Here is a 24,067-nt window from a genome sequence, read left to right as displayed (position 1 = left end):
GCTTGGCTCGAAACAGATCTTCAATAACCCGAGTATGCGGCAAACCAGCGGAATGGAAAGGCGCAATAGCACCTCATGTCCGAACCTCGGCTCGCTCAACGTTGAACATATTTGGCGATCCGGGCATAAAGTGCATCGAAAAGAAAGTCCGGTACCTGCATTGCATACTGCGCAGCCTTGTGCAGGGCGAGATGACTCTCCTTGATCACCTCGTGACGTTCGCTGTCGCTGTTGAGCGATTTGCCGATGATGCGCTCATAGGCGCTGTAGCTGAACGGCGTGGATGTTGAGGTAACGGAGAGCTTGTTCTGCATATCTCGAGCATACAAGCTGTGCGCACGCACGACACGCTCCCTCATGGCCCCAAAACCTCGTTCGTAAAGGAACACCTGTGAGCCGCCGACTCTTTTGGCCGCAGCGTCGAGCGCGTAGATCACTGCGTGGGCATTTCCAAAACTGGATTTCAGTTCCGAAGGTCGGACAAAACGTTCGAGCTCGCCTTTCTCCAGGCTTTTGAACCCTCTCTGGACGCCGGAAATAAATGCGAACGGATAGTTGCAGGCCACGATGTGAACCTCAAGCCTGTAACCGGCGTTGGCCATGTAGTCAGGCAGAGTCGCAAACTCGATACTGTCGAACGCGCATTCGAAAATGATGTTGAGCTTTTGCTCAAAAGCCCGTTCAAAGATTTTCCTGCTCAAATCACGAATGAAGTCATTCGTATGTTCGTAGGCGTGCAACGTGCCCAGCTTGATCATCTCCTGGTATTGCGGATGCTTCTCCCGATACTCCGGCAGATACAGACGGACGTAATTTTTATAGAGGCCGGAAGGAAGCAGTTGTTTTTCCAGCAGGTAGGTTTTCCCCGAGCTTTGCACTCCGGCTGTCACCAGGATAGTGGGTGTGAGCTGTGCAGTGATTCCGGCGAACAGGGTTGTGCTGATGTCATTGAAGGCTGAAGTGACCTGCTCGGAGGTATACGTATAAGTGTGGGTAGCGGACATATATTGATTTCCTTATCAAATATCGCGAGAGACCGAGATCCGGCTTACTGAATAAAGACTGAAGTTCGCGATTTATCAAAGGGGGTTTTTCACAAGATATGTCGCTGTTTTATAAGGAAATATGTCCTACAAGTCCAAGTAAAATCCCCTCAAGTCGCACTGACGTTATCCCGCAACATCGCCAACCGGATTCTCACTGCTCAACGACCACCAGAACGGCAATAATTGCTTGATTCGGCTTTCGGCAAAACGATCATCGATCAGCATCACCACGCCGCGATCCTGCTGGGTACGGATCACCCGCCCGGCAGCCTGCACCACTTTCTGCACGCCTGGGAAAAGATAGGTGTAGTCGTAGCCCGCACCGAAGATCGCTGCCATACGGCGCTTCATCTGTTCATTGACCGGATTGAGCTGTGCCAGCCCGAGGGTGGCGATGAACGCGCCGATCAGCCGCGCGCCGGGCAGATCGATGCCCTCACCGAAGGCGCCGCCGAGCACGGCAAAACCGACGCCCTGGCTGTCGGCGGTGAATTGATCGAGAAAGTCCTGCCGCGCGCCTTCGGTCATGCCTCGGGATTGCTGCCAGCGGGTGATGTGTGGGTGCCGCTCGGCGAGCAACTGCGCGACCTGTTGCAGGTAATCGAAGCTGCTGAAGAACGCCAGGTAGTTGCCCGGACGTTCACTGAACTGGCGGGCGATCAGCTCGACAATCGGTTCCAGCGATGCTTGCCGGTGCGTGAAACGCGTGGAAATCCGGCTGACGATCTGCACCTGCAATTGTTCGGCGCTGAACGGCGACTCGACGTCGATCCAGACCGTGTCGGCCGGGGTGCCGAGCAAATCCGCGTAATAGTGGCGCGGGCTGAGGGTGGCGGAAAACAGCACGCTGCTGCGCGCCGCCGTCAGGCGCGGGCCGATGAACGCCGCCGGCACCACGTTGCGCAGGCACAGTTGTGATAACGGGCGTTTGCGTTCGAGATCGCGTTTGCTGATGTCGAACAGATAATGCGCGTCGAACAGTTCCGCCACCCGGCCGAATTGCAGCATTTCGAAGTAGAAGTTCTGCAGTCCGCTGTCGAGCCCTTGCGGGTGATCGTTGAGGTAGTCGCCGATGCTCGCCGTGCAGGATGAGAGCGCCTGCAACAGTTTTTCCGGCGCCTTGTCGTAGGCCTGATACGGCGCGAACTGGTCATTGTGCAGCGCGTTCCATTCACGATTGACCCGTTGCAAAGACTTTTTCAGGACCTCGGGCGCGGTTTTGCGCACGCTGCCCAGTGTCGCCTGATCGAGAGTGGCGCTGTACATCTGCCGCCCGCGCTCGACCAGGTTGTGCGACTCGTCCACCAACACCGCAATGTTCCATTGATTGAACTGCGCGAGACCGAACAGCAGCGCGCTGAAATCGAAGTAATAGTTGTAGTCCGCCACCACCACGTCGGCCCAGCGGGCCATTTCCTGGCTCAGGTAATACGGACACACCCCGTGCCGCGCCGCGACGTCCCGCAGTGCGGCCTGATCCAGCAGGCGCAATTGGCTGGCAGCCTCACGGGCGGCGGGTAAACGGTCGTAAAAGCCCTGGGCCAACGGGCAGGATTCACCGTGACAGGCCTTGTCCGGGTGTTCGCAGGCCTTGTCCCGGGCGACCATTTCCAGCACCCGCAGGGGCAAGGTTTCGCTGTGCTCGAACAGCACTTGCGCCGCATCCAGCGCCAGTTTGCGTCCGGGTGTCTTGGCAGTGAGGAAGTAGACCTTGTCCAGTTGTTGCGGCGCCAATGCCTTGAGCATCGGAAACAGGGTGCCGAGGGTCTTGCCGATCCCGGTCGGGGCCTGGGCCATCAGGCAGCGCCCGGTGCTGACGGCTTTGAACACCGATTCGGCGAGGTGACGCTGGCCGGGGCGAAACGTGGCATGGGGAAAACCCAGCTGCTGCGCCGCCCGGTTGCGCGCTTCGCGGTGGGCCATTTCCTGTTCGGCCCACGCGAGGAACAAACCGCACTGCTGTTCGAAGAACTGTCGCAGCGCATCAGCGCTGAACGCCTCGACCAGGCAGGTTTCCTTTTCCGTGACGATGTCGAAATACACCAGCGCCAGATTGATCTGCTCAAGCTGCAATCGGCAGCACATCAACCAGCCGTAAATCTTCGCCTGGGCCCAATGCAACGAACGGTGATTGGCCGGTTGCTTGCCCAGGTCGCCACGGTAGGTTTTGACCTCTTCCAGGCAGTTCTGCGTCGGGTCGTAGCCGTCCGCCCTGCCCTTGACCTTCAATGGCCCGAATGCGCCCTCCAGCGCCACTTCGCTCTGGTAGGCGTCGTTGCGCCGGGACGCCACGGTGCGATGCCCGGCAATCCCCTCCAGCGCGGTCGGTGACGGGGTGAAGCGCAAGTCGAGGTCACCGGTTTTCGCGGTGAATTCGCACAATGCCCGCACGGCGATGCTGTAGCTCAAGCGCCCTGCTCCGCCCATTGCACGTAACACACGGCGACCGGCATCCGGTGCGTGTGGCAGAACTCCAGCCAGCGCAATTGATTGTCTTGCAGCCGATCGCCCGGGCCTTTGACTTCGATCATCCGGTAGGTCCTGTGCTGCGGCCAGAACTGGATCAGGTCGGGCATGCCGGCGCGATTGGCCTTGATGTCCAGCAGCAGACGGCTGAACCAGTGCTTGAGGTGTTCGGCCGGCAGACAAGCCAAAGCTTGCTCCAGCAGTTCTTCATTGAGCGCGCCCCAGAACACGAACGGCGACTGCACACCCCATTTGGTGGTGAACCGCGCGCGGATGGTGTCTGCATAACGGCCATCGTCGAGCTCGGCCAGACAGGCCTGAAACAGCTCGGCGCGACGGAACTGGAAGTCCTCGTTGAGCAGATCCACCGGCCCGCGCTGGAACGGGTGAAAGAACGCGCCCGGCAGCGGCGCGAAGATCGCCGGCCAGCACAGCAGGCCGAACAGTGAGTTGATCAGGCTGTTTTCCACGTAATGCACCGGGCCCGTTTCGTCGTGCAAGTGCGCTTGGACGTGATATTCCACCGACAATGCCGGATCGATACGCGGCAGGTGCAGATCCAGCCGCTCCACCAGGCTAGGCGCCGTGCGTTTGATCGGTGGCCCGCCGAGCTTGCGTCGCAAACGCGGCAACACCCGTTGCAGGCCCTGCTGTTCGGTAGCGGTTTCCGGCGCCTGCTCGGCAATGACCGCCAGTTCGAGAGCCAACGCATATTCGGCGCTGCGCTCCAGCACGCGGATCATCCGCAATCGCGCGCCGGGATAGGCGCAGTCGCGATAGATCTTCAGCGCCAGGGCGAATTCGCCGAGGCGCTCGCAGTATTGGCCGATCTGGAACAACAGCTTGCCGCGTCGGCGTTGCAGCCACGGGTTATCGAAATGCAGCGCCGCGACTTGTTCGACGATCGGCTCCAGCGGCTCGCCGGCTTCGAAATACAGCTGACAGTCATGCAGAAACAGGCAGGCATCGACGTCGGCACGGCTGCGCAAACCCCGGGAATCGGCGCTGAACTCGACTTTTTCATAAGTGAAGATGCCGAGGTCGGCGAGCACGAATTCCGACCAGTCCTGATAGAGATTGCCGAAGAACATCAGGCGAAAACGGTCGCACAGGTCCATCAGCGTCAGGCTGAACAGCCGATCCGCCAGCGCCGGGCACCATTGCACGAAACTGCGGGGCTCGGGGAATTGTTCGTGCAGCTGCGGCAACCAGTCGACTTTCTTGCCTCGGGGCTGGTCGATGGCCGGGCCGAAGGCTTGCAGGATCTCGGCCTTGAGCAACACCTCGAACAGTTCCGCCATCGACAACGGCGCCTGTTCATGGAGCCAGCCATGCTCCAGCAGCGGTTGCGCCGCCTCGGCGATGTCGCCGATTTCCGGATAATTCAGCTTGCTGGCCCGGAAATGTACACCCTTGCGCATCACCATACGCACCAGCAGGCCCTGGGACGGACGCGGCAGCGCCTTGAACTCGCGAATGAAGGCATGTTCCGTTTCGCTCATGACATCGGCATAGCGAAGCTCAAGCCAATCAAGCACCTGGCGGAAGTTGTTGAGGTAATAGAACGGATCGTCGAGGGGATTGGCAGTCACGGTAGATTCGGGGGCCATGGCAAGCGAGTACTGGTTATGCGTACAGATACCAGTCTGCCCCAGCGGGCGCAAACGGAAAAAGATCAGTGGCATCGGCAAAGCGGTTTTTTTCACTTGGCCATCGAACTTTTCCGGGTGTCACGGCACCAACCGCGTTAGAGGACCGACAATGGTCGAAATGAATGAGGAAGCCGTCCTATGAAAATCAAAACCTTGGGTATCCCGCTGGCAGTAGCTGTGCTGTTGACGCTGGCCGGTTGCTCGACGCCAACGGTGGTCACCCTGCAGAACGGCACCCAGTACCTGACCGAAGACATGCCCGATACCAAAACCGAGGATGGCTTCTACGAGTTCAAGGATATTTCCGGCGCCAAAGTCCGCGTGCGTGCCGACGAAGTGGCCACGGTGCGCAAAGAAGACTGACGGATAAAACATCAAAAAAGGCTGCGACCTTATGGGATCGCAGCCTTTTTTGTATTCATCAGCGTGGTAACGCCATGCCCGGGAGGGAGCCGTCGCAACTGAAGGGACGCTCGCCACGGCGAACCAGTTCTTCCTGCAAGCGCTGGCAGCGCTGACGCTCCTGTTGCGCCATGCGGTCGATGCTCAGATTTCCGGTCATTTCCGGCTCATGGTCTTCGCCGATGCGAACGGTCACGAACGGTTGTTCGGGCTGGATATGAAAGCGGTTTTTTTCTTCGACGGGTTTGGCGTCTTCGCTTTTGGCCGGCTCTGGCAGTTGATCGGGTGTCACGCCATAGCGACTCAGAATCGAGCTGTGAGGCAGATCGGCCCAGGCATTGGCCGACAGCAGCGCCAGTCCCGCGATACCGATATACCCCTTGAAACCTTTCACGTGTGAATCTCCTGTACTCGTTGGCAGCCCTTGAATGACGAACGTCGACGTCATGGCTTTAGGCCGCATTTCCTGTTGGTGCAGGGATTGGAGTCAGGGAATGGTTGGTGAGTCACTTCCTGCCCGTCTCCGTTGAGGCGACACCCTCAACCCTGTTTATGGTTTTGTTTGATCGACGCTCCTCCAACAACGTCCTCGGCAAAACAAACCCTTCAAAACTGCGTTGGGTAACCGGGTTGTTGGCCTTCTCCGCCCCAATCCGATAGCGCATCAAGCCATCGGCGACGGCAAAGGTCAGGTCCACGCTGGTGTCGGTCCTGCCATTAAGATGCCCACGGCTGAGCAGCCGGAACAACGACCACGGCCCGCGATAGCTCAGGCTGGCGGTGTTGCCGCTGCTGTGCACCAGCGTCAGTTGGCTGCCATTGGTGTTGCCCAGACTGTTGGGCCACACCAACCCCGTGCGTTGCGGCGCGCCGTGCTGGTAAGGGATCAGTTGGCCGTCGACGCTGAGCATGCTGCTCAGACGGGTCGCGCTCAGGGCCAGGGGTTCGATGGTGAGTTGCACGGCCAGGTGGCCGTCTGGACTGAAGAATGTCTCGCGGATGCGCTCAGCCTTTTCAAGTTGCTCCAACACCTCTTGGCGCACCCAGTGGCCGCCCTGGTCTCCGGCGGACAGGCTGTCCAGATTGTCCTTGAGGAACACGTTCAGATACTGGTCCTGGAACTGTTGCAGGCGCCCTTTCGGCCCGAAGAAAGCGACGAAGTCCTCCAGCGAAGCGTCCTCGCCACTGGCCTTGAACGGATAGCGTCCAGCCAGGCGGTCACGGTAGAAGCTGTAAATCTCACTGTCCCAGCGTTTTTCCAACTCGCGCAGCGCGCTAATGGTCAGCATCTGAGAGCTCTGTACAGCCAATTGGTTGACGTGTCGGTTCAGTGGCTCGGGCAGACCCGAAGCGATGCGTTGCAAGTTACGGATCGGGTCAGGATCGGACTTGGAAAACCGGGTAAGCACCACGCCCAGCGCCGCCTTGCCAGGGCTTGGCTGATCCTGCACGCCTTTGACATAGTCGTAGACGGCATTGACCGCGCGCAGGGTTTCTTCGTAGTAGGACGGCTTGTCCTGCTCGGCATTGAGCAACCCGGACAGGCCGGCGAATGCGCGGTGAATACCCAGCGCCTGAGTGCGGCCGGGCTCATCGCCGGGCGCCGCCTCGTCCTTGCCGGTGGCAGGCGGATAAATCAGGGTGTTGTCACGCACAGTTTCCAGCAAACGGCGCAGGGGCGCAGCCGGGCCGGTGACCTGGCCCAGCACTTCAAGGGTTTGGGCCAGGTCGGTGAAGTCGGTGACGGCGAACTGATTCAAAGCGCGGCGCCAACTGTCGACATAGTCGGCGCTGTACAAGGCCCTCAGCCGTTCGATTAGCACCTGCCGGTCGGCTTCGGAATAATCCAGGCTACGGCGCTCGCCCAACACCCATTGATCGATCAGCGCCAGCTCAGTGACGTTCTGGCTGTTGGGCTCAAAATAATCCCGAAAGCCCCGCGCGGTCAGCAGGGGCGGCAACGCCAGGTTTTCGTCCAGTGCCGCACCGCTGTCGCGTTCGTTCAGGGGGCGGTAGACCACGTCGAAGGCCGGGCCAATCTCGTTGCGCAAGTCCAGTTCGCCATGCAGGCGCTCCTGCGCCTGTTGCCGCAGGGTCATGTACACCCGTTGCGCCATCGGCAGTTTGCGCAATTGCTGTTGGGTTTGTGCGATCAGTGCACCGTGCTCGGGCAGTTCAACATCGGCATAGGTCAGCGCGTAAGTCAGGTGGCGCATCAACGCCGCCTGACGTTGGCCCTGCCCCGGATAGGCCTGTTGCCATTGCTGGGCCATCCATTGCGCAACGATCTCCGGGCGACGATTGTCGCGATCCTCAATCATGCGGTACACGCGCAGGGCGGCAAGCTGTTCATCGCTGCCCGGTTCGGCGCGGTGGATGACCTCGACGGCGCCTTCGGCAATCGCCGGCAGGAAACGCCGGGACAACAGGCTCAGGTAAGCCTGATCGACCATCGGCCCGATGAGCTGCCCTTGGTACAAGCCCATGTCGGCCAATTGCGGCCAGGTGGCTCGATAGTCGCCATACACCGTGACCGCATCACGAATTTCATCCAGCGGCACCAGCAAGTTCAGCCCGGTGGGGTCGGCCTGCAGGTCGCTGGCCTTGCTGCTGAAGGCCTGGCTCTGGGCCAGGACCTGATCAGCCTTGTCGCGGTTGATACCGTAGTAGTACCACCAACCGCCCACCAGCAACGCGCTGGAAATCCCGGCCAATACCGAACCGCTGAGCAGCAGGCGACGCTTGCGCCGCGCCACCTTGAAATTGTCCCCGGCCAACCCGGCCTCCGGGTAGACCACCTGCTGCAACAGGTGCTGGGCGAAGTACACCACCGAATGCCCCTGCGGCTTGACCGAGCTGACCGGCGCGGGGAACCCATAGGCCCGCGCCGACGCCTCGACAAACAGGTTGGACACAACGCCACGCTGGTACACCGACGACAGGTACACCCCACGCACCAGCGCCGGCGTGGTGTAGCGATCACTGCCCAGCACATCGCCGAGAAAGCGCAGCAGAATCTCCCGCGAACCACTGAGTTGACGCATCAGGCAGAACAACTGCTCACGTACCTCGGCTGGCTGGGGATCCCCCATGGCCCGCATGACCTTCATGTTCAACACATCGACGAAGCGGTCATACGCGGCCGTCAACTCACCCAGCCAGGCATCAAAATCCTCAACTGCATCAAGACTGAAGGTGAAGCCCTGCACCTCTTCGCGCGCCGACGCCGGAAGCTTGGCGAACAACGCTTCAAAGCCGTCGAGCAAATCGAACTTGCTCAGCACCACATACAACGGCAGCCGCGTACCCAGCTCATGACCCAGCTCGTTCAGACGGGCGCGCAGCAGATAGGCTAGGTTGCGGCGCTCGTTGGGCGGACGCTCGAACAGGCTGACCATGTCCACCAACAGCACCACGCCGTTGAGCGGACGGCGGCTGCGACTGCGTGCCAGCCAGTCGATCAGGTGGTGCCACAGGCGTTTCTCGGCGCCGGCGGGCAGCCCGCTGGGTTGTTCGACCTGGGCGACTGCGGGTTCGGCGATCGCGTCAGTGTCCGCCGCAGCATCCTCAGTGGGCGCGGCTGGAGCTGGCGTCGGTGGCGGCTGCCGCTCGGGCTGGCTGATGAACTCGCCGGGCGGGTCGATCAGCACCGCCTCATCGCCGATCCACCAGTCGATATCGAACGCCAGGTCTGGATCAGAAGCGGCCTGCGCAGCACCACTGCGCGCAGTGCGGGTCAGGGCGAAACTCTGGCTGGAGCGGCTGATAAAGCTGGACTTGCCGGCGTTCTCCTCCCCCAGCACCAAGTACCAGGGGATCTGGTGCAGGCTGCGGCCCTGATGGTTGTCCCGAACCCGCGCCAGGTTGTTTTCCAATGACCGTTCCTGGGCTTGCAGGTAGACCAGGCAAGGGTCTTGCACCCGTTGTGCCTGTTGCTCACGTTCCCACTGCAAACGGCGCTGCCGACGGTGCACTAGCCAGGTCCACGCCAACAGCGGCAGCACCACCAGCCCCACGCTGATCGCCAGGCGCAGCGGCCAGGATGCCAGCGGTTGCTCGTCGCGCCAGGTCCAGGTTGGCCCCAACCACCACAGCCACCCCAGCGCCAGCGCAATGGCCAACACCCCAGCGGCGATGGCGATCAGCGCCCCATGGCGCTGAAGGGCATAAAACCCGCGCGCCAACGTGCCCAGCCTCTTGTTCATTACTGTTCGCCCCTGAACTTTTTCCAAGATAAAAATCGTCCCCGCCCGTGTGCGAAAACTTTTATTTGAATGGCTTCATTCTTGATTTCGGGCAAACAGTAGCAGTGCAAACAACCCACTTTCAATGCACAACACGAAAGAAACAAAAACTTACACCTGAACTTTTAATTACCTTGACGCAGCAAGTCCACCAACCGAAACATCTGCAAATATCTTTAAACCTCATCTAACAGCACGAGCCTACAACTTACCTACAGAACTTTCCCACAAATAACCCGCACAACTTTAAACTCATTAAACAGGCTTGATCCATGTCGCTAAAAGACCGCTTTTCAGAAGAACTCCGTTACTTGCGAGAGTTGGGGCGTGAGTTCGCTGAAGACGACCCGCGACTGGCACCGTTCCTGGGTGACCAGGCGTCAGATCCGGGCGCTGCGCACCTGCTGGAAGGCTTCGCATTCCTGACCGCCAAGCTGGCCCTGAAGATCGAAGATGACCTGCCACAGATCACTCACCAGCTGCTGCAGCAGGTCTACCCCAACTACCTACGCCCGTTGCCCAGCCTGACCCAGGTGCGCTTTGAGCCCGTAGCGCACGCCCTCAGCGGCCCCCAGGTGATTGCCAAGGGCACGCAGCTGTTTTCTCAACCGGTAGACGGCGTCAGTTACACCTTCCGCACCTGTACCGACGTGACCCTTTACCCGTTGCAGGTGAGTGCCGCCAGCGTCTCCCACAGCGTGCAAAAGTCGGTGTTGAGCATCGAGCTGCAAGCCTTGTCGGACCAGCCATTGAGCGAGATCAACGGCGACCGCCTGGACTTCCACCTCGGCGGCGGCGATCTGAATGCATTGACGCTCTACCAGTGGCTGGCCCAGCACCTGCACAAAATGGTGTTGTGCCTCGACGACCAGCGCCTGGCCCTGCCGCCACACGCCCTGGGCTTTCCCGGCTTCGAGCCCCACGACGCCCTGCTGCCCACCTTGGGCCAGCAACTGGAGGGCTATCGCCTGCTCCAGGAATACTTCTACTTCCCCCAGCGTTTTCACGGCTTCAGCGTCAGCGGCCTGCGCCGCCTTTGGCCACAGGCAACAGCCGGGCAGATTCGCCTGGAGCTGCACTTTTCTACCCCGCTGCCGGCCACTGTGCAGGTCAACCCCGAGACGCTGTGCCTGTACTGCACTCCCGCCATCAACTTGTTTGAACACCCCGCCGAACCGATCCAGCTGGACGGCGAGGAGCTGCACGTGCAAGTGCAACCGCGCGGCCCGCACCACCAAGCCTATGAGATTTTCAGCATCGACCGGGTCAGCGCCCGGCGGCGCAAACCGCAAACCCCGGCAGATAACTACCGTGTCGACTTCGCTCCGTATGAATCGCTGCGACATCAGGTCGAACCGGTCGGCCAGCGCACGGCGCGCTATTTCAGCCACACCATTGAACCGGAGCTGCTCAAGGACCGCGCCAAACACAGCCTGCGCCTGATCCATGCCGACCAGCGCCCGTACCTGGGCGAGCGTGAAGTGCTCAACGTCGAACTGACCTGCAGCAACGGCGACCTGCCCCGGCAATTGCAGATAGGCGAGCTCAGCCTCACCACCCAGACCACGCCCTCATTCGCCACCTACCGCAACCTCACCCGCCCGAGCCGCGCCTACCCGCCGATGCTCGACGGCCAGGTGCAATGGGCGCTGATCTCGAACCTGGCCTTGAATAACCTGTCACTGTCATCGCCAGCGGCGCTCAAGGCGGTGTTGCAGGTCTATGACTTTATCGCAGCCCACGACCTGCCCCGCCACCGCGCCACCCAACGCCGCCTGGAAGGCATTCGCCGGGTCAGCACCGCACCGGTCGACTGGTTAATCAGGGGCGTGCCCGTACGCGGCAGTTGCACCACCCTGACCATCGACCCCACTGCCTTCAGCAACGCTGGCGACCTGCATCTGTTTGGCAGCGTGCTCTCGCACTTCATGGCGCTGTACGCCAGCACCAACGCCTTCCACCAGTTGGAAATCATCAACACCGCCGACGGCACCGCCTTTACCTGGCCGATGCGCACCGGTCAGCAACCGATCATTTAACGCCGGAGACCGCCATGCCGACCCTGAACCCCGCCACCACCTTTTTCAGCACCCATGGCGACGCCCGCGACGGCCGGCCCGACGGTGAGCTGTTTTGTCTCCACGACCCGCTGGAGTTCCAGCTGCGCGGGCACAGCCTCAACCCATTGGTGGACGTGGCCATGCCGCTGTTCGGGCTGGTAATTCGCCTGCGCCGGACCGACACCTACCCGCCGGTGGCACAACTGCAAGGGCACCTCACCAACCAGATCAAGGTGATGCTGGAAGAACTGCGCCAGCACGGTTACAGCGAGGCCGAGCTGCGGGTGTTCTCCTACGTGCTGTGCGTGTTTGTCGATGAGGCGGTATTGGCCACCCCGTGGGGCGCAGGCTCGATATGGCAGGCCAAGTCACTGCTGAGCACCTTCCACCAGGAAACCTGGGGCGGCGAGACTTTCTTCACCCTGCTCGCTCGCCTGCAGGAAACCCCAGAGCAGTACCGCGACGTGCTGCTGCTCATGTACCTGTGCTTGTGCCTGGGTTTCAAAGGCCAGTACGGCGTGCAGCCCCAGGGCGACCAGGTCTTGCAGCAACTGATCAGCCGATTGCAAGCCATGATGGGGGCGCTGCACGACCCAGTGCCTTCGCAGCTGACCCGCCCGCTGGACAACGTTGCGCCGCGCCACTACCAGATGAACCGGCAATGGCCGTGGTGGACACCGTGGGCGGCGGCCGGTGCGATCTGCCTGGGCGCTTATGGGTTCTTTGCAATACGCCTGAACACCATGACCCAGCAAGTTATGCAATCGCTGGAAAGCATCTTGTTGCGTTGAACTGCGTGCGTCGCATCGCCGTTATCTGTAATCCCCAAGACATTAGCAGTCCGGCAAAGACCAGTCCTGCCAACAACAAACGGAAACTTCCCACAACATATAAAGAAAGCATGAAGGCGACATCCAGATAATGCCTCTTTAAAGTTTCCAAATCTTTAAACCTGCCACATGGATCGCCAGCAGGAGTTGCCATGCCTCATCCGCGCGATGTGCGCTTTACCTTCAGTTCAACTGCCGATATCAACTTCGATATCGTCTCGTTTGAACTGACCGAAGGTCTTTGCGAACTGTATTGCCTGACCGTAGACCTGGTCAGCACTTCGGCCAATGCCAACTTCGCGCAACTGCTGGATCAACCCGCCACCCTGACGATCTGGCAAGGCGAGCAGCCAGTGCGCCATGTGCATGGCCTGATCAGCCGCTTCGAGCAGGGCAAAACCGGCTTTCGCCGCACCGTCTACCGCGCCATGATCGAACCGCAGCTGGCCCGCGCCCGCTTGCAATCGGACTGGCGCATCTTCCAGCAACGCAGCGTGCCGCAGATCCTCGAACAGCTGTGCACCGAGCGCCGTTGGGGCAACTGCACCCAGCATCTGACCGAAACCCACCTGTCCCGTGAGTACTGCGTGCAGGCTGGCGAGCTGGATTGGGACTTCTACCAGCGCCTGGCCGCCGAAGAAGGCGTGCTGTCGATCTTCCAACACAGCGAGGGCGGGCATCAGCTTATCCAGGCCGACCATATCGCCAGTTTTGGCGTGCTGCCCGGCGAACCGGTGGTGTACGAGGCCAACGCCGGTGGCGCCCAGGCGCAACCGGCGCTACACAGCTTCACCTACCGAGAGCAGGTGCGCAGCGCGCAACAGACCCAGCGCGACTACACCTTCACCCACCCGCGCTACAACCTCGAACAGCGTGAACAGGCGCGCCAGCTGGAGCATCAAAGCCCCGACTACGAACGCTACGACTACCCCGGCCGCTACAAGCACGATGACGCCGGCAAGCCCTTCACCCTCACCCGCTTGCAAGGCCTGCGCGGTGATGCACGTACTGCCGAAGTCACGGGTGACGATGCGCGCCTGGTGCCGGGGCTGGCGTTTGACCTGGTCGGCCACCCGCGTGAAGACCTCAACATCGGCTGGCGCGCCGTCGCCATCCACCACATCGGCCGCCAGCACACCGCACTGGAAGAAGAAGCTTCCGACAGCCAGGTGGGCACCCATTACAGCTTCACCGCCACACTGATTCCCGACACGGTGGAATGGCAAGCACCACCGCGCCCCAAACCCTGCATCGAAGGGCCGCAGATCGCCACCATCGTCGGCCCGCCCGGTGAAGAAATCTACTGCGACGAACACGGTCGCGTGCGCCTGCAATTTCCCTGGGACCGCCAAGGCCAGGACGACGACCGCAGTTCCTGCTGGGTGCGCGTCACCCACAACTGGGCCGGCGCCGGCTGGGGCCACGTCGCCCTGCCCCGGGTCGGTCAGGAAGTGCTGGTGGGCTTCGTGCAAGGCGATCCCGACCAGCCCCTGATCATTGGCCGCAGCTACCACGCCATCAACCGCTCGCCGTACAAACTGCCGGAGTTCAAGGCCCTCAGCCCAATCCGCAGCAAGGAATTGCACGGCGAACGCCACAACGAACTGCGCCTGGACGACACCACCGGGCAGATCAGCGCCGCGCTGATGAGCGACCACCAAGCCAGCGCCCTCACCCTCGGCTACCTCACCCACCCGCGCCCTGGCGGCGGCGTGCCACGCGGCGAAGGCTTTGAACTGCGCACCGACGCCCACGGCGTATTGCGCGCCGGCGGCGGCCTATTACTCACCACCCAACTGCGCCCGCGCGCCGCCGAGCACCACACCGACCTGCCGGAAACCGCCGAACAACTCGACACCGCCCGCCAACACCACGCCACCTTCGCTAGCGAAGCCCGCGACCACCTGGCCCAGGAAAGCGGCGATCAGGATGAAGTGGCCGACGCACTCAAGGCCCAACACAGCGCCATCCGTGGCAGCGGCGGCAACCCCGGCGCCAACCAATACCCCGAACTGGCCGAACCGCACCTGGTACTGCACAGTCCGGCCGGAATCGCCAGCAGCACCCCGCAATCCACCCACATCGCCAGCGGCGAACACCTCGCCCTGAGCAGCGGCGGCCACACCAGCCTGGCCATCGGCAAACGCCTGTTGATCAGCGCCAGTCGTGGCATGCGCACCTTTGTGCAAAGCCTGGGCTGGCGGCTGGTGGCGGCCTCCGGGGATATAGACATCCGGGCACTGAAAGACAACATCCACCTGCTGGCCAAGCTCAAGGTCACCGTGACGGCTGAGCGCATCACCTTGAGTGCCAAGGAAGAGATCGTGATTCAGGCGGCGGGGAGTAGCACCACTTACAACGCAGGTGGGATTACCCATGCCACCAGTGGGTTGTACACGGCGCATGCCACGGACTTTTTTTACGAGGGGGCGAAGAGCCAGGCGGCGGCGTTTCCGGAGGAGCCGAAGGCGGGGAAAGGGAACTTGGAACTGCTTCAACAGTATGCCAACGGGATCACTTTCAAGGGAGGTGAATACCAAGTGGAGGATGCCTTGGGCAAGGTCATCAAAGGGACGCTGGATGGCAATGGCTTTGCAGCCGTGGCCGGTGTCGCGCCAGGCCCGGCGAAAGTGCTTTTCAGCAAAGACCCGGTGGATGTCTGGACCGATCCCGGCTTCCCCGGTCCGCATGAACAGATAGAAGCAGGTGCCACTGAAGCCTCCAAACCACTGCCGGCACAAGCGCAAGCCCTGCTGGACAGTGTGCTCAACGCCACCCAGCAAACGCCAGCGAGCCTTGCCACAGATCTACTGAAAAAGACTGTGCCAATGCCAAACGTGGCGGCCACCTTTGCCTCCCAGTTACCTCAGACACTCGTGAAGAACGCCGAGATGCTCGGATTGCCACGCAAGCTCTCGGAGAAAACAAAATGACCGCAGCGACACCGCGTCCGCCCCAATCAGCCACTGGCCCGCTCAATACCACCTCAAAACACGACATCGACGCGGGCAAGGAAAAGCTCGATCAGTGGCTGCGTAAACTCACCAATGACGCCGTGGGGTGGAATGCCGTACAGACCGCAGGCTCGGTGATTCCAGGTGTGGGCACCGTCTTCGCCGCCATTGACGCCATCGGCGACCTGCTCACCCTGATTGATGGTGACCAGAACGACTTCCTTACATGGGTCAGCTTTGGCATCAACGTCGTTGGTCTGGTCTCCTTTCCAGGAGTCGGGCCGGCAAGGCTCGCCGTGCGCACCACGCTCTCAACCATCCGCCGCAACGGCCTGCCAGCCATATCTGCTGCCATGCTTAGTGCATTGGAAGAGAACCTCAATGACAAAACCCGTGGTGCACTTGAAGACTTTGCCAACGCCATACAGGTGCGTCTCAGCGAGTTGCTCACCAAAATCGCCGCAGAAATCAGAAAAGCCTGTGCCGCCTTTGCCCGCATGCTCAGGAACATTGCCAGCGAGCAAGGGCAGCAGGCGCTGGCCAAGAAAGCCAAGGTTGGCTCCTTCTTCTTTGGCCCGGTGGTCGGCATTGCCGCCCAGTTCATCATCGACGACAGGCTGCTGTCCAAATCCGTTTGCCAGAAGCTGCTCACCGTTGCCAGTGCCGCCGACAGGATCGGGTTGGCGGTGGCGCAGAAAGTTCAGGGGTTAGGGGATCCGAAAAAAATCGGCAGTATCGGCAATCTGGTCATGGAGTTGGTCAGTGCATTAGCCGCCCGCAAACGTCGCGGCGCTCACTCGACCAATTCCTCCAGCCACCAGAACAATCGCGCACAAGCCACTCATGGCCAAGGTGCACAGGTCACCCGCTCAACTGAGCGCAAAGCTGCCAATGATCCCAATGGCTGTAAAAACTGTAGTCTCAGCGTCCCTTCAGGCACTGGCCGCAGCATCAGTTTCGCTACTGGCAGTGAAACACTGGAACACACCGATTTCTCGCTGCCCGGCCCCTTCCCGATCGAGTGGACACGCACCTATCGCTCAAGCCTGTCAGCGTTTGATCAGGGAAGCTTTGGGGCACGCTGGATCACGCCGTTCTCGATTCGCATTGACCAACACGCAGATGGCCTGATCTACCACGGTTACGACGGGCGCAGCCAGCGTTACCCTGATCTCGAGATCAGCAAGCACCACTACGACCCGATCGAAGGGATGCTGCTGATTCGCACCACGGCCAATACGCTGGTGGTCGTGCGCGGTCACGACAGCCAGGAGACGTTTCAAAAGCAAGGTGATCGCTATGTGCTCAGTGGCATCACCTTGCGTGGTGGCGCCCGCATCGCCCTGCACTACGAGCACCAACACGCAGGCCGAGCCGTGCTTTCGGATCTGGTCACCTATCAGGACGACACCGCACACCACCATATCCATAGCGAACTCGACGAAAATGGATGCATCACTGCCTTGTGGTTGATGCACGAAGGCCGGCCCCAGCGCCAACTGGCGGGCTATGACTACGACGAGCATAGCGACCTGATCGCTGCACGTGACGAACACGCTGCGCAGTGGAACTACGAATATAGGCATCGCCTGATCACCCGATACACCGACCGCACTGGGCGGGGTATCAATCTACAATGGCAAGGCAAAGGCGCCGACGCCAAGGCCATACGCGAATGGGCCGACGACGGCACCTACGACACCCGACTGGAGTGGGACGAGAACATCCGTCTGACCTACGTGACCGACTCCTTGGGTCAGGAGACTTGGTACTACTACGACATCCTCGGCTACACCTACCGCGTTATCTATCCCGACGGTAATGAAGAGTGGTTCTACCGAGACGATGCCAAGAATGTTGTCCGCCATATCCATACCGACGGCAGTGCCGACAGCTATGCCTACGACGACCGTGGCAACCTGCTCCAGCACACCCGCCCCGACGGCAGCAGTGTTCATCACGCCTACGACGATCAGGATCAACGCTTCAAAACCCGCGACGCCGAAGGCGGCTTGTGGAAGTACGACTACGATCAACGCGGCAACATCATCGAAACCATCGATCCGCTGGAGAACACCACCCAGTACGCCTACAACAGCGACAACCTGCCCGTGGTCACTACCGATGCCAACGGCGGCAGCAAGCAACTCGCCTACAACGCCGACGGGCAGCTGATCCGCTACACCGACTGCTCCGGCAAGGTCAGCCACTGGGACTACGATGCACTCGGCCAGCTCAGCCGCTTCACCGATGCCGAAGGCAATGTCACCACCTACGAGTACCGCGCCGGGCAGCTGGTGCGACTTATCCACCCGGACAAAACCGAAGAACTCTTCGAACGCGACGCCGAGAGCCGCCTGCTCACCCACACCGACGCCCTGCGCCAGCGCACCACCTGGCACTATAACGAAGCCGGCTTGATCCAACAGCGTCAGGACGCCAACGGCACAACCCTCGACTACCGCTGGGACCGCCTCGGCCAACTGCTGGAACTGCGTAACGAAAACAACAGCAGCGCCAGCTTCAAGTACGACCCGGCCGGACGTTTGCTTAAGGAAACTGGCTTCGACCAGCAGACCACCCACTACCTCTACGACCACGGTAGCAATCAACCGACCCGCCGCCTCGATGGCGACCGCGTCACCGAGTTCGAATACGACCCACTCGGCCGCCTGATCGCCCGCCATGCCGGGCACAAGGAGGGCCTGGAATGGCAGACCGAGACCTTCGCCTATGACGGCAACGGCAATCTGCTGCTGGCCGAGAATGCTGCCTGCAAATTGCAATGGTTCTATGATCGCGCGGGCAACAACACCCGCGAGCACCAATACCTGCGCTACCTGCAGGAACCGCATGTGGCGGTGTGGAAGCATGAATACGATGCCCTCAACCAGCGCACCGCCACTACTCGCCCGGATGGGCATCGGGTCAGTTGGTTGACCTATGGCAGCGGCCATCTATTGGCGCTAAAGGTCGACGACACCGAGCTGCTCAGCTACCAACGCGACAACCTGCACCGTGAAATCGCCCGTAATCAGGGCAACGGTCTGCAACAGCGCCAAGTCTGGACACCCAACGGCCAGCTGTTGGAACAGGCACTGGGTAAACGCGGCGACTCCCAACGTTTGGTGGTGCGTAACTACCGGCACGACGCTGCCGGTCAGCTGACGCTCATCGACGACACCCGGCGCGGTGCACTGAGCTACCGCTATGATCCACTCGGCCGACTGCTCGCGGCCCAAACCATCAGCGGCGAAGAGACCTTCGCCTTCGATCCGGCCAGCAATCTGCTGGACCCGCAGGCGCCGCGTCGTCCCAATCAATACGGCCCTCCTAAGCTGCTGGACAACCTGCTTCGCGATTACGTCGGCACCCACTACAGCTACGACGAACGCGGCAACCTTAAAGAACGGCTGCACAATGGCAAAAAATCCCACTTCACCTGGGATCTGTACGACCGCCTGATCGGCTACGAAGATGACCGATTGACCGTCAACTTCGCCTACGACGCGCTGGGTCGGCGCCTGTTAAAACTGTCCAAAGCCAAGTACCACGACCGTCGCGAAGCCGGGCCGATGTGGAACAAGCTGGAGCGCGCCAAGCTCGATGAGCAGTACGGATGCGGCTACACCCTCTATGGCTGGGATGGTGATGTACTGGCTTTTGAAAGCCGCAACAATGACAAGAGCGAACGCCTGACCCACTACTTTTTTGAACCGAGCAGTTTTGTGCCGGTGGCGCAGGCCGTTGAACAACGCAGCATCCAACTAGTGGCCGAGCCGGTCTATGAGGGTGCTTACGACATCGACCGCGATCCGCTGTGGCAGCACAAACCCAAGCCTGTGAGCTTCAGCGCAGTGGCCTGGTATCAGTGCGACCACCTCGGCACGCCGATGGAGCTGACCGACGAGCACGGCGATATCGCCTGGGCCGGGATCTACAAAGCGTGGGGTTTAGCCAAGGAACAGCGCAGCGAGACTGCCAAGCGCGCGGATATCCGCAATCCGCTGCGCTTTCAGGGGCAGTACTTCGATGTGGAAACCGGACTGCACTACAACCGCTATCGGTACTATGATCCGCTGGTGGGGCGGTTTATCGGCAAGGACCCGATTGGGTTTGCGGGTGGGCTGAATGTCTATACCTATGCCCCCAATCCGGTGGACTGGGTTGATCCATATGGATTAGCCCGTATAAAAAATGCGGTGGATGGTGACAGAAGACATCAAGCATTTAATAACCAAATCAGGGAAAAACATCCACATGCAACCATTCAGTGCGAATGCTATTTGCGAGACTCACATGGAAATTCAGTAAAGGACCCGATTACCGAAGAGAGGCGAAGAATTGACACGGTCGTCATTGATAATGGCCGAGCGCAAACATATGAAGTAACCAGCCCAACGGCGCTAAAACAAAGTCAAATAGACAAGGAAAACAGAATAATTGACTCCGGGGGGACATACATAAGAGTAAGAGACAGAGACAGAAAGACAAAACAACTAGTCCCCATAAATGGGCCATCCATAATCAAGAGAATTCCATAGCATGGAAAAAAACTATCTGGTCTGGTCAGACATAAACTCAGTGGTCTCGAGATATCAAATGGACGACCAAGACGGCCAAAGTATTCCAGACGTCGAAAAGCAGATTATTGCAAGAAGGACGCTAACCGCACTGCGAATGTTTTTTTATAAAAATAAACTTTTAAACAATGACAGGCAAGATTCAAATGGAGAGTTACTTGGCCGCAGCTACTATCGTAATGATTTCACAGAAGATGGAATGGAATTACTCAAACGCAAAGTATCCTCATGGCTAGACTCCAAGGGCGCTCAAAAAAACCCACCAGACATGAAGGTCCTCGAAAAAGCACTTTCAGATATCCGCTCAAACAAGAAGACGTGATGACCCCTTCAGCTACCGTCACACGAAGAGATGCATTCATATGAAAGCAATCGTTCGATTGGGGGACACCACCGACCACGGCGGCGTTGTCACCGAATCCATCCCACACACCAACCTCAACGGCAAACCCATGGCCGGCAAAGGCCACATGGTGCTGTGCCCCTTATGTAAAGGCCCCTTCCCGATTGCCGAAGGCAGCAGTACCTATTCCGTCAACGGCATTCCCGTGGCCTTGGATGGCATGAAGACCACCTGCGGCGCCACCCTGATCGCCAGCGGCTCCCGCGGCTCCGTTCACCGCTGACAGCCACGAATCCAGCAATGACACTCTGCTAGCTTTTCACCAATAATCACAATAACAAGGAAGCACACATGGACATACATGGAGATATTCGAGCCTGGTTGCTCAAGCAACAGGATTGGCTTCAGGAAGCTGCAGACAGGCTGCTCAAAAACGGCCTTCTCACTCAGGACGATATTGCAGCCCTGGCGTCTCATGTGAAAACAGCAGGTGGACAGGCTGTCACCCACCATCGGCCCTTTGACGAACTTATGCACGACCCGCAAGATCTCAGCGAGGTTCGACTGGCGCGCATAGATGGGGTAACCGGCATCGAAAGTCTGGGCCCTCGCAAGCCCCTGGATTTTGGTGATGGCAACCTAACCGTCATCTACGGCCACAACGGTTCAGGAAAATCGAGTTACACCCGCATCCTGAAGAAGGTCTCGGGCAAACCACGCGCCCTTGATCTGAAGTCCAACGTATTTCAGGATTTTCCCGCCGAGAGCAAGTGCCAGATCAGCTACAGCCACAATGCCCTGAGCCACTCTCCCGAATGGCGGGTGGGCTCTCCCCCGATAGATGCGCTGCGGCAGATAGACATCTTTGATAGCGATGAAGCAGGCCACTACCTACGCGGCGAAAGCGCGGCGTCCTATACACCGCCGGTAGTAGGTTTGTTTGAAAAGCTTGCTGTAGCGACTGACAAGATCAAGGAATTGCTTCAGGCCGAGCAAGCGAAGCTCACCAGTGCCTTACCTGCAATACCAGCGATCTATCAACAGACCCAACTGGCACAGACCTATGCAGCACTTCACACCCTTCGCAAAGCCGGCGATCTCGACAAGCTGCTGGAGTGGACTGACCAGCACACGCAAAGCCTCGACGCCCTCGTAGAGCGCCTCAAAGCAGATGACCCGGACACGTTGTCGAAGCAGAAGCGCAGAACGAAGACGCAGGTCGAACAGATTATTAACGGGCTATCGAAGGCCTCGAACGCCTACGGTGCCGACAATCTAAATGCCGTCCGAACGTTAAGAGAGGCTGCGGACGCCAAAAGAAAAATTGCCAATGAAGCCGCCCAGGTCAAATCTGCCGTAATTGAGGGGGTCGGTTCAGAGACCTGGCGCGCACTGTGGGAAGCTGCACGAAAATACTCTGCAACCCCCTACCCTGCGCAACCGTTCCCTGTGACTGAAGATGCACGTTGCGTGCTATGCCACCAAGAACTCCAGCCAGACGCTCAACTTCGTCTTCTCGACTTTGAAAAGTTTGTTCAAGGACAACTGGAGCGGGACGCAAAGCAGGCAGAGGCACAGCACACAGCTGCACTGGATGAACTTCCGGTCAGTCCTACCGAGCAGCAAGTGCAAACGCAATGCGAAGCGGCCGGGTTGACCGACGTAAAGTGGGAAGAGTATCTCCTTGCCTTTTGGAACAAGGCCGCCGCCGCCCGGACCGCGCTCATCAGCTTTGAATTGGTTGAGGACGCGGCACCTGTCGATGACACAAAAGAACATATTCGTATCCTTGGGACCTACCGGGACCAGCTTGAAGCCTCAGCGATCCAGCTCGATGCAGACGCCCTCGAGTTCGACAGAGTCAAAGCCACCAGCGAGAAGCTGGAACTCGAAACAAAGAAATGGGTAGTACAACAATCAGCCGCCGTTCGTGCTGAGGTCGATCGACTTGCGAAGGTCAAGGCTTATGACGGCTGGAAGGCATTGGCGAACTCCCGAAGCATCTCGCTGAAGGCGACCGATGTGGCCGAGAAAGTTGTAACGGAAGCGTACGTGGGCCGATTCAATCGAGAGCTGCAGGCACTCGGTGCCTCAAGAATTCAGGTTGAGTTAATCAAGACCCGGACCAAAAGTGCAAAGGTTCTGCATCAACTGCGGCTGAAGGGCGTGAAAAATGCTCAAGGTACGCCTGAGACCGTGCTTAGCGAAGGTGAGCGCCGCATCATCTCGCTAGCCGCTTTCCTTGCGGACGTTGCCGACAAACCCGGATCATCACCGTTTATCTTCGACGATCCCATTTCCTCACTCGACCACGACTTTGAGTGGCATGTAGCCTGCCGGCTGGTCCAGTTGGCGAAGCAACGCCAGGTGCTGATATTCACCCACCGCCTTTCGTTGTATGGCGCCATGGACGACGTATCCAAGAAAGAAGGCGAGGCTTGGCAGAAAGCCCACTATCGGCCCATGTGCATTGAATCCTATGCCGGAACATCGGGCCAACCAGCGGATCAAGAGGTGTGGAACAACAGCACCAAGAAGGCGAATAACATCCTGCTGACTCGCCTGAATGACGCCCACAAGGCAGGCGAAGCTGGAGGTGCCGCAGCGTACCGTGGTCTGGCACAGGGCATTTGCAGCGACTTCCGCAAACTCATTGAACGCTCTGTCGAAGAAGACCTTCTGAACAAGGTGGTTTTGAGGCATCGGCGCAGCGTGACGACGGAAGGACGTCTAGCGCAGTTGCATGGAATCCTGCCTGCCGAGTGCAAGTTGATTGATGACCTTATGACGCGGTACAGCTGCTTTGAGCACAGTCAATCCGGTGAGGCCCCGGTCATCATCCCTGAAGCGGATGTGCTTAAGGTTGATATTGAGAGCCTTGCAAAGTGGCGCAAAGAGCTGAACGAACGAAGGGCACGGTTGGTTGCGGCTTAGAACTCGACGCAACTTTGGGACAATCTGACTAAATAGCGCTCGAAGATCGTGGTGATACTAACCTACCGCAACTCAGTTCCCCACATCAGCCCCCTACTCTCGCCTGGCTTACGCGAAGTAGGGGGGATTCGCCGACACCACTACCGGGGGTCAAGGTAGTTCGGAGTTGATTCTGAGTTGCAACTGGACAACGTATGACGTACCTGGCTTCTCCGGCTGGTCCGTAAACTGATGTTGCGCCTAAACCTTCCTGATTCACTTGTGGTTATCTGTCGCCGGCATCACTGATTCATTTGCTTTAATCGCTGGATGCTGTTATCGCGCGCGCCTCAACCCTGTTTATGGTTTTGTTTGATCGATGTTCCTCCAACAACGTCCTCGGCAACACAAACCCTTCAAAACTGCGCTGGGTAACCGGGTTATTGGCCTTCTCTGCCCCAATGCGATAACGCATCAACCCATCGGCGACGGCAAAGGTCAGGTCCACGCTGGTGTCGGTCCTGCCATTAAGATGCCCACGGCTGAGCAGCCGGAACAACGACCACGGCCCGCG

General features: G+C 59.4%; 14 protein-coding genes. 8 read left to right on the top strand and 6 right to left on the bottom strand.

Annotation, left to right across the window (positions count from 1 at the left end; all coding sequences use genetic code 11):
* Nucleotides 1–95: 95 nt before the first annotated feature.
* The 3 genes from BMZ46_RS17955 to BMZ46_RS17945 all read right to left on the bottom strand — a co-directional run bounded on the left by BMZ46_RS17955 (nt 96) and on the right by BMZ46_RS17945 (nt 5,104).
* On the bottom strand, nt 96–1,004 hold the full coding sequence (locus tag BMZ46_RS17955) for a zeta toxin family protein (RefSeq protein WP_039768351.1): 909 nt from the start codon (nt 1,002–1,004) through the stop codon (nt 96–98).
* Nucleotides 1,005–1,169: 165 nt separating this feature from the next.
* A complete protein-coding gene (locus tag BMZ46_RS17950; RefSeq protein ID WP_074690615.1) occupies nt 1,170–3,455 on the bottom strand; it encodes an ATP-dependent DNA helicase in 2,286 nt (761 codons plus the stop codon).
* Nucleotides 3,452–5,104 carry a VRR-NUC domain-containing protein gene (locus BMZ46_RS17945; protein WP_074690694.1) on the bottom strand — a complete coding sequence of 551 codons (1,653 nt, stop codon included), beginning with the start codon at nt 5,102–5,104 and terminating at the stop codon, nt 3,452–3,454. The genes BMZ46_RS17950 and BMZ46_RS17945 overlap by 4 nt, the downstream gene beginning before the upstream one ends.
* Before the next feature lie 198 nt (nt 5,105–5,302).
* On the opposite strand from BMZ46_RS17945, the gene BMZ46_RS17940 reads away from it, so the two are divergent.
* Nucleotides 5,303–5,527 carry a YgdI/YgdR family lipoprotein gene (locus BMZ46_RS17940; protein WP_074690616.1) on the top strand — a complete coding sequence of 75 codons (225 nt, stop codon included), beginning with the start codon at nt 5,303–5,305 and terminating at the stop codon, nt 5,525–5,527.
* Nucleotides 5,528–5,585: 58 nt separating this feature from the next.
* Here BMZ46_RS17940 and BMZ46_RS17935 read toward each other — a convergent pair whose 3' ends face one another.
* Nucleotides 5,586–5,960, bottom strand: coding sequence for a hypothetical protein (locus BMZ46_RS17935; protein WP_074690617.1), 375 nt, complete (start codon nt 5,958–5,960; stop codon nt 5,586–5,588).
* 112 nt (nt 5,961–6,072) lie between these two features.
* Entirely contained in the window at nt 6,073–9,771 is a 3,699-nt protein-coding gene (tssM, locus tag BMZ46_RS17930) for a type VI secretion system membrane subunit TssM (protein WP_092163878.1), read from the bottom strand.
* A 311-nt stretch (nt 9,772–10,082) separates the two neighbouring features.
* On the opposite strand from tssM, the gene tssF reads away from it, so the two are divergent.
* From tssF to BMZ46_RS17895, 7 genes are all read left to right on the top strand, one after another.
* Nucleotides 10,083–11,849, top strand: a complete 1,767-nt coding sequence (gene tssF, locus BMZ46_RS17925) for a type VI secretion system baseplate subunit TssF (RefSeq protein WP_074692342.1) — start codon at nt 10,083–10,085, stop codon at nt 11,847–11,849.
* A 14-nt stretch (nt 11,850–11,863) separates the two neighbouring features.
* A complete protein-coding gene (gene icmH, locus BMZ46_RS17920) occupies nt 11,864–12,661 on the top strand; it encodes a type IVB secretion system protein IcmH/DotU (protein ID WP_081353144.1) in 798 nt (265 codons plus the stop codon).
* Between the two features lie 191 nt (nt 12,662–12,852).
* Nucleotides 12,853–15,633, top strand: coding sequence for a type VI secretion system Vgr family protein (locus BMZ46_RS17915; protein WP_074692345.1), 2,781 nt, complete (start codon nt 12,853–12,855; stop codon nt 15,631–15,633).
* The gene (locus tag BMZ46_RS17910; RefSeq protein ID WP_074692348.1) at nt 15,630–20,198 is read left to right on the top strand and encodes an RHS repeat-associated core domain-containing protein; all 4,569 of its coding nucleotides are present in this window, start codon (nt 15,630–15,632) and stop codon (nt 20,196–20,198) included. The genes BMZ46_RS17915 and BMZ46_RS17910 overlap by 4 nt, the downstream gene beginning before the upstream one ends.
* Nucleotides 20,199–20,256: 58 nt before the next feature.
* The gene (locus BMZ46_RS17905; RefSeq protein WP_134333767.1) at nt 20,257–20,559 is read left to right on the top strand and encodes a hypothetical protein; all 303 of its coding nucleotides are present in this window, start codon (nt 20,257–20,259) and stop codon (nt 20,557–20,559) included.
* Between the two features lie 40 nt (nt 20,560–20,599).
* A complete protein-coding gene (locus BMZ46_RS17900) occupies nt 20,600–20,863 on the top strand; it encodes a PAAR domain-containing protein (RefSeq protein ID WP_074692353.1) in 264 nt (87 codons plus the stop codon).
* A gap of 68 nt (nt 20,864–20,931) precedes the next feature.
* On the top strand, nt 20,932–23,514 hold the full coding sequence (locus BMZ46_RS17895) for an AAA family ATPase (protein ID WP_074692356.1): 2,583 nt from the start codon (nt 20,932–20,934) through the stop codon (nt 23,512–23,514).
* Between the two features lie 298 nt (nt 23,515–23,812).
* Here the strand turns inward: BMZ46_RS17895 and BMZ46_RS29560 are convergent.
* On the bottom strand, nt 23,813–24,067 hold a 255-nt coding region (locus tag BMZ46_RS29560), incomplete at its 5' end, for a type VI secretion IcmF C-terminal domain-containing protein (protein WP_302847167.1).

It is taken from the genome of Pseudomonas sp. NFIX49 (assembly GCF_900115915.1).
Taxonomy (GTDB): domain Bacteria; phylum Pseudomonadota; class Gammaproteobacteria; order Pseudomonadales; family Pseudomonadaceae; genus Aquipseudomonas; species Aquipseudomonas pharyngis.
This window is presented reverse-complemented; position numbering and strand designations above follow the sequence as displayed.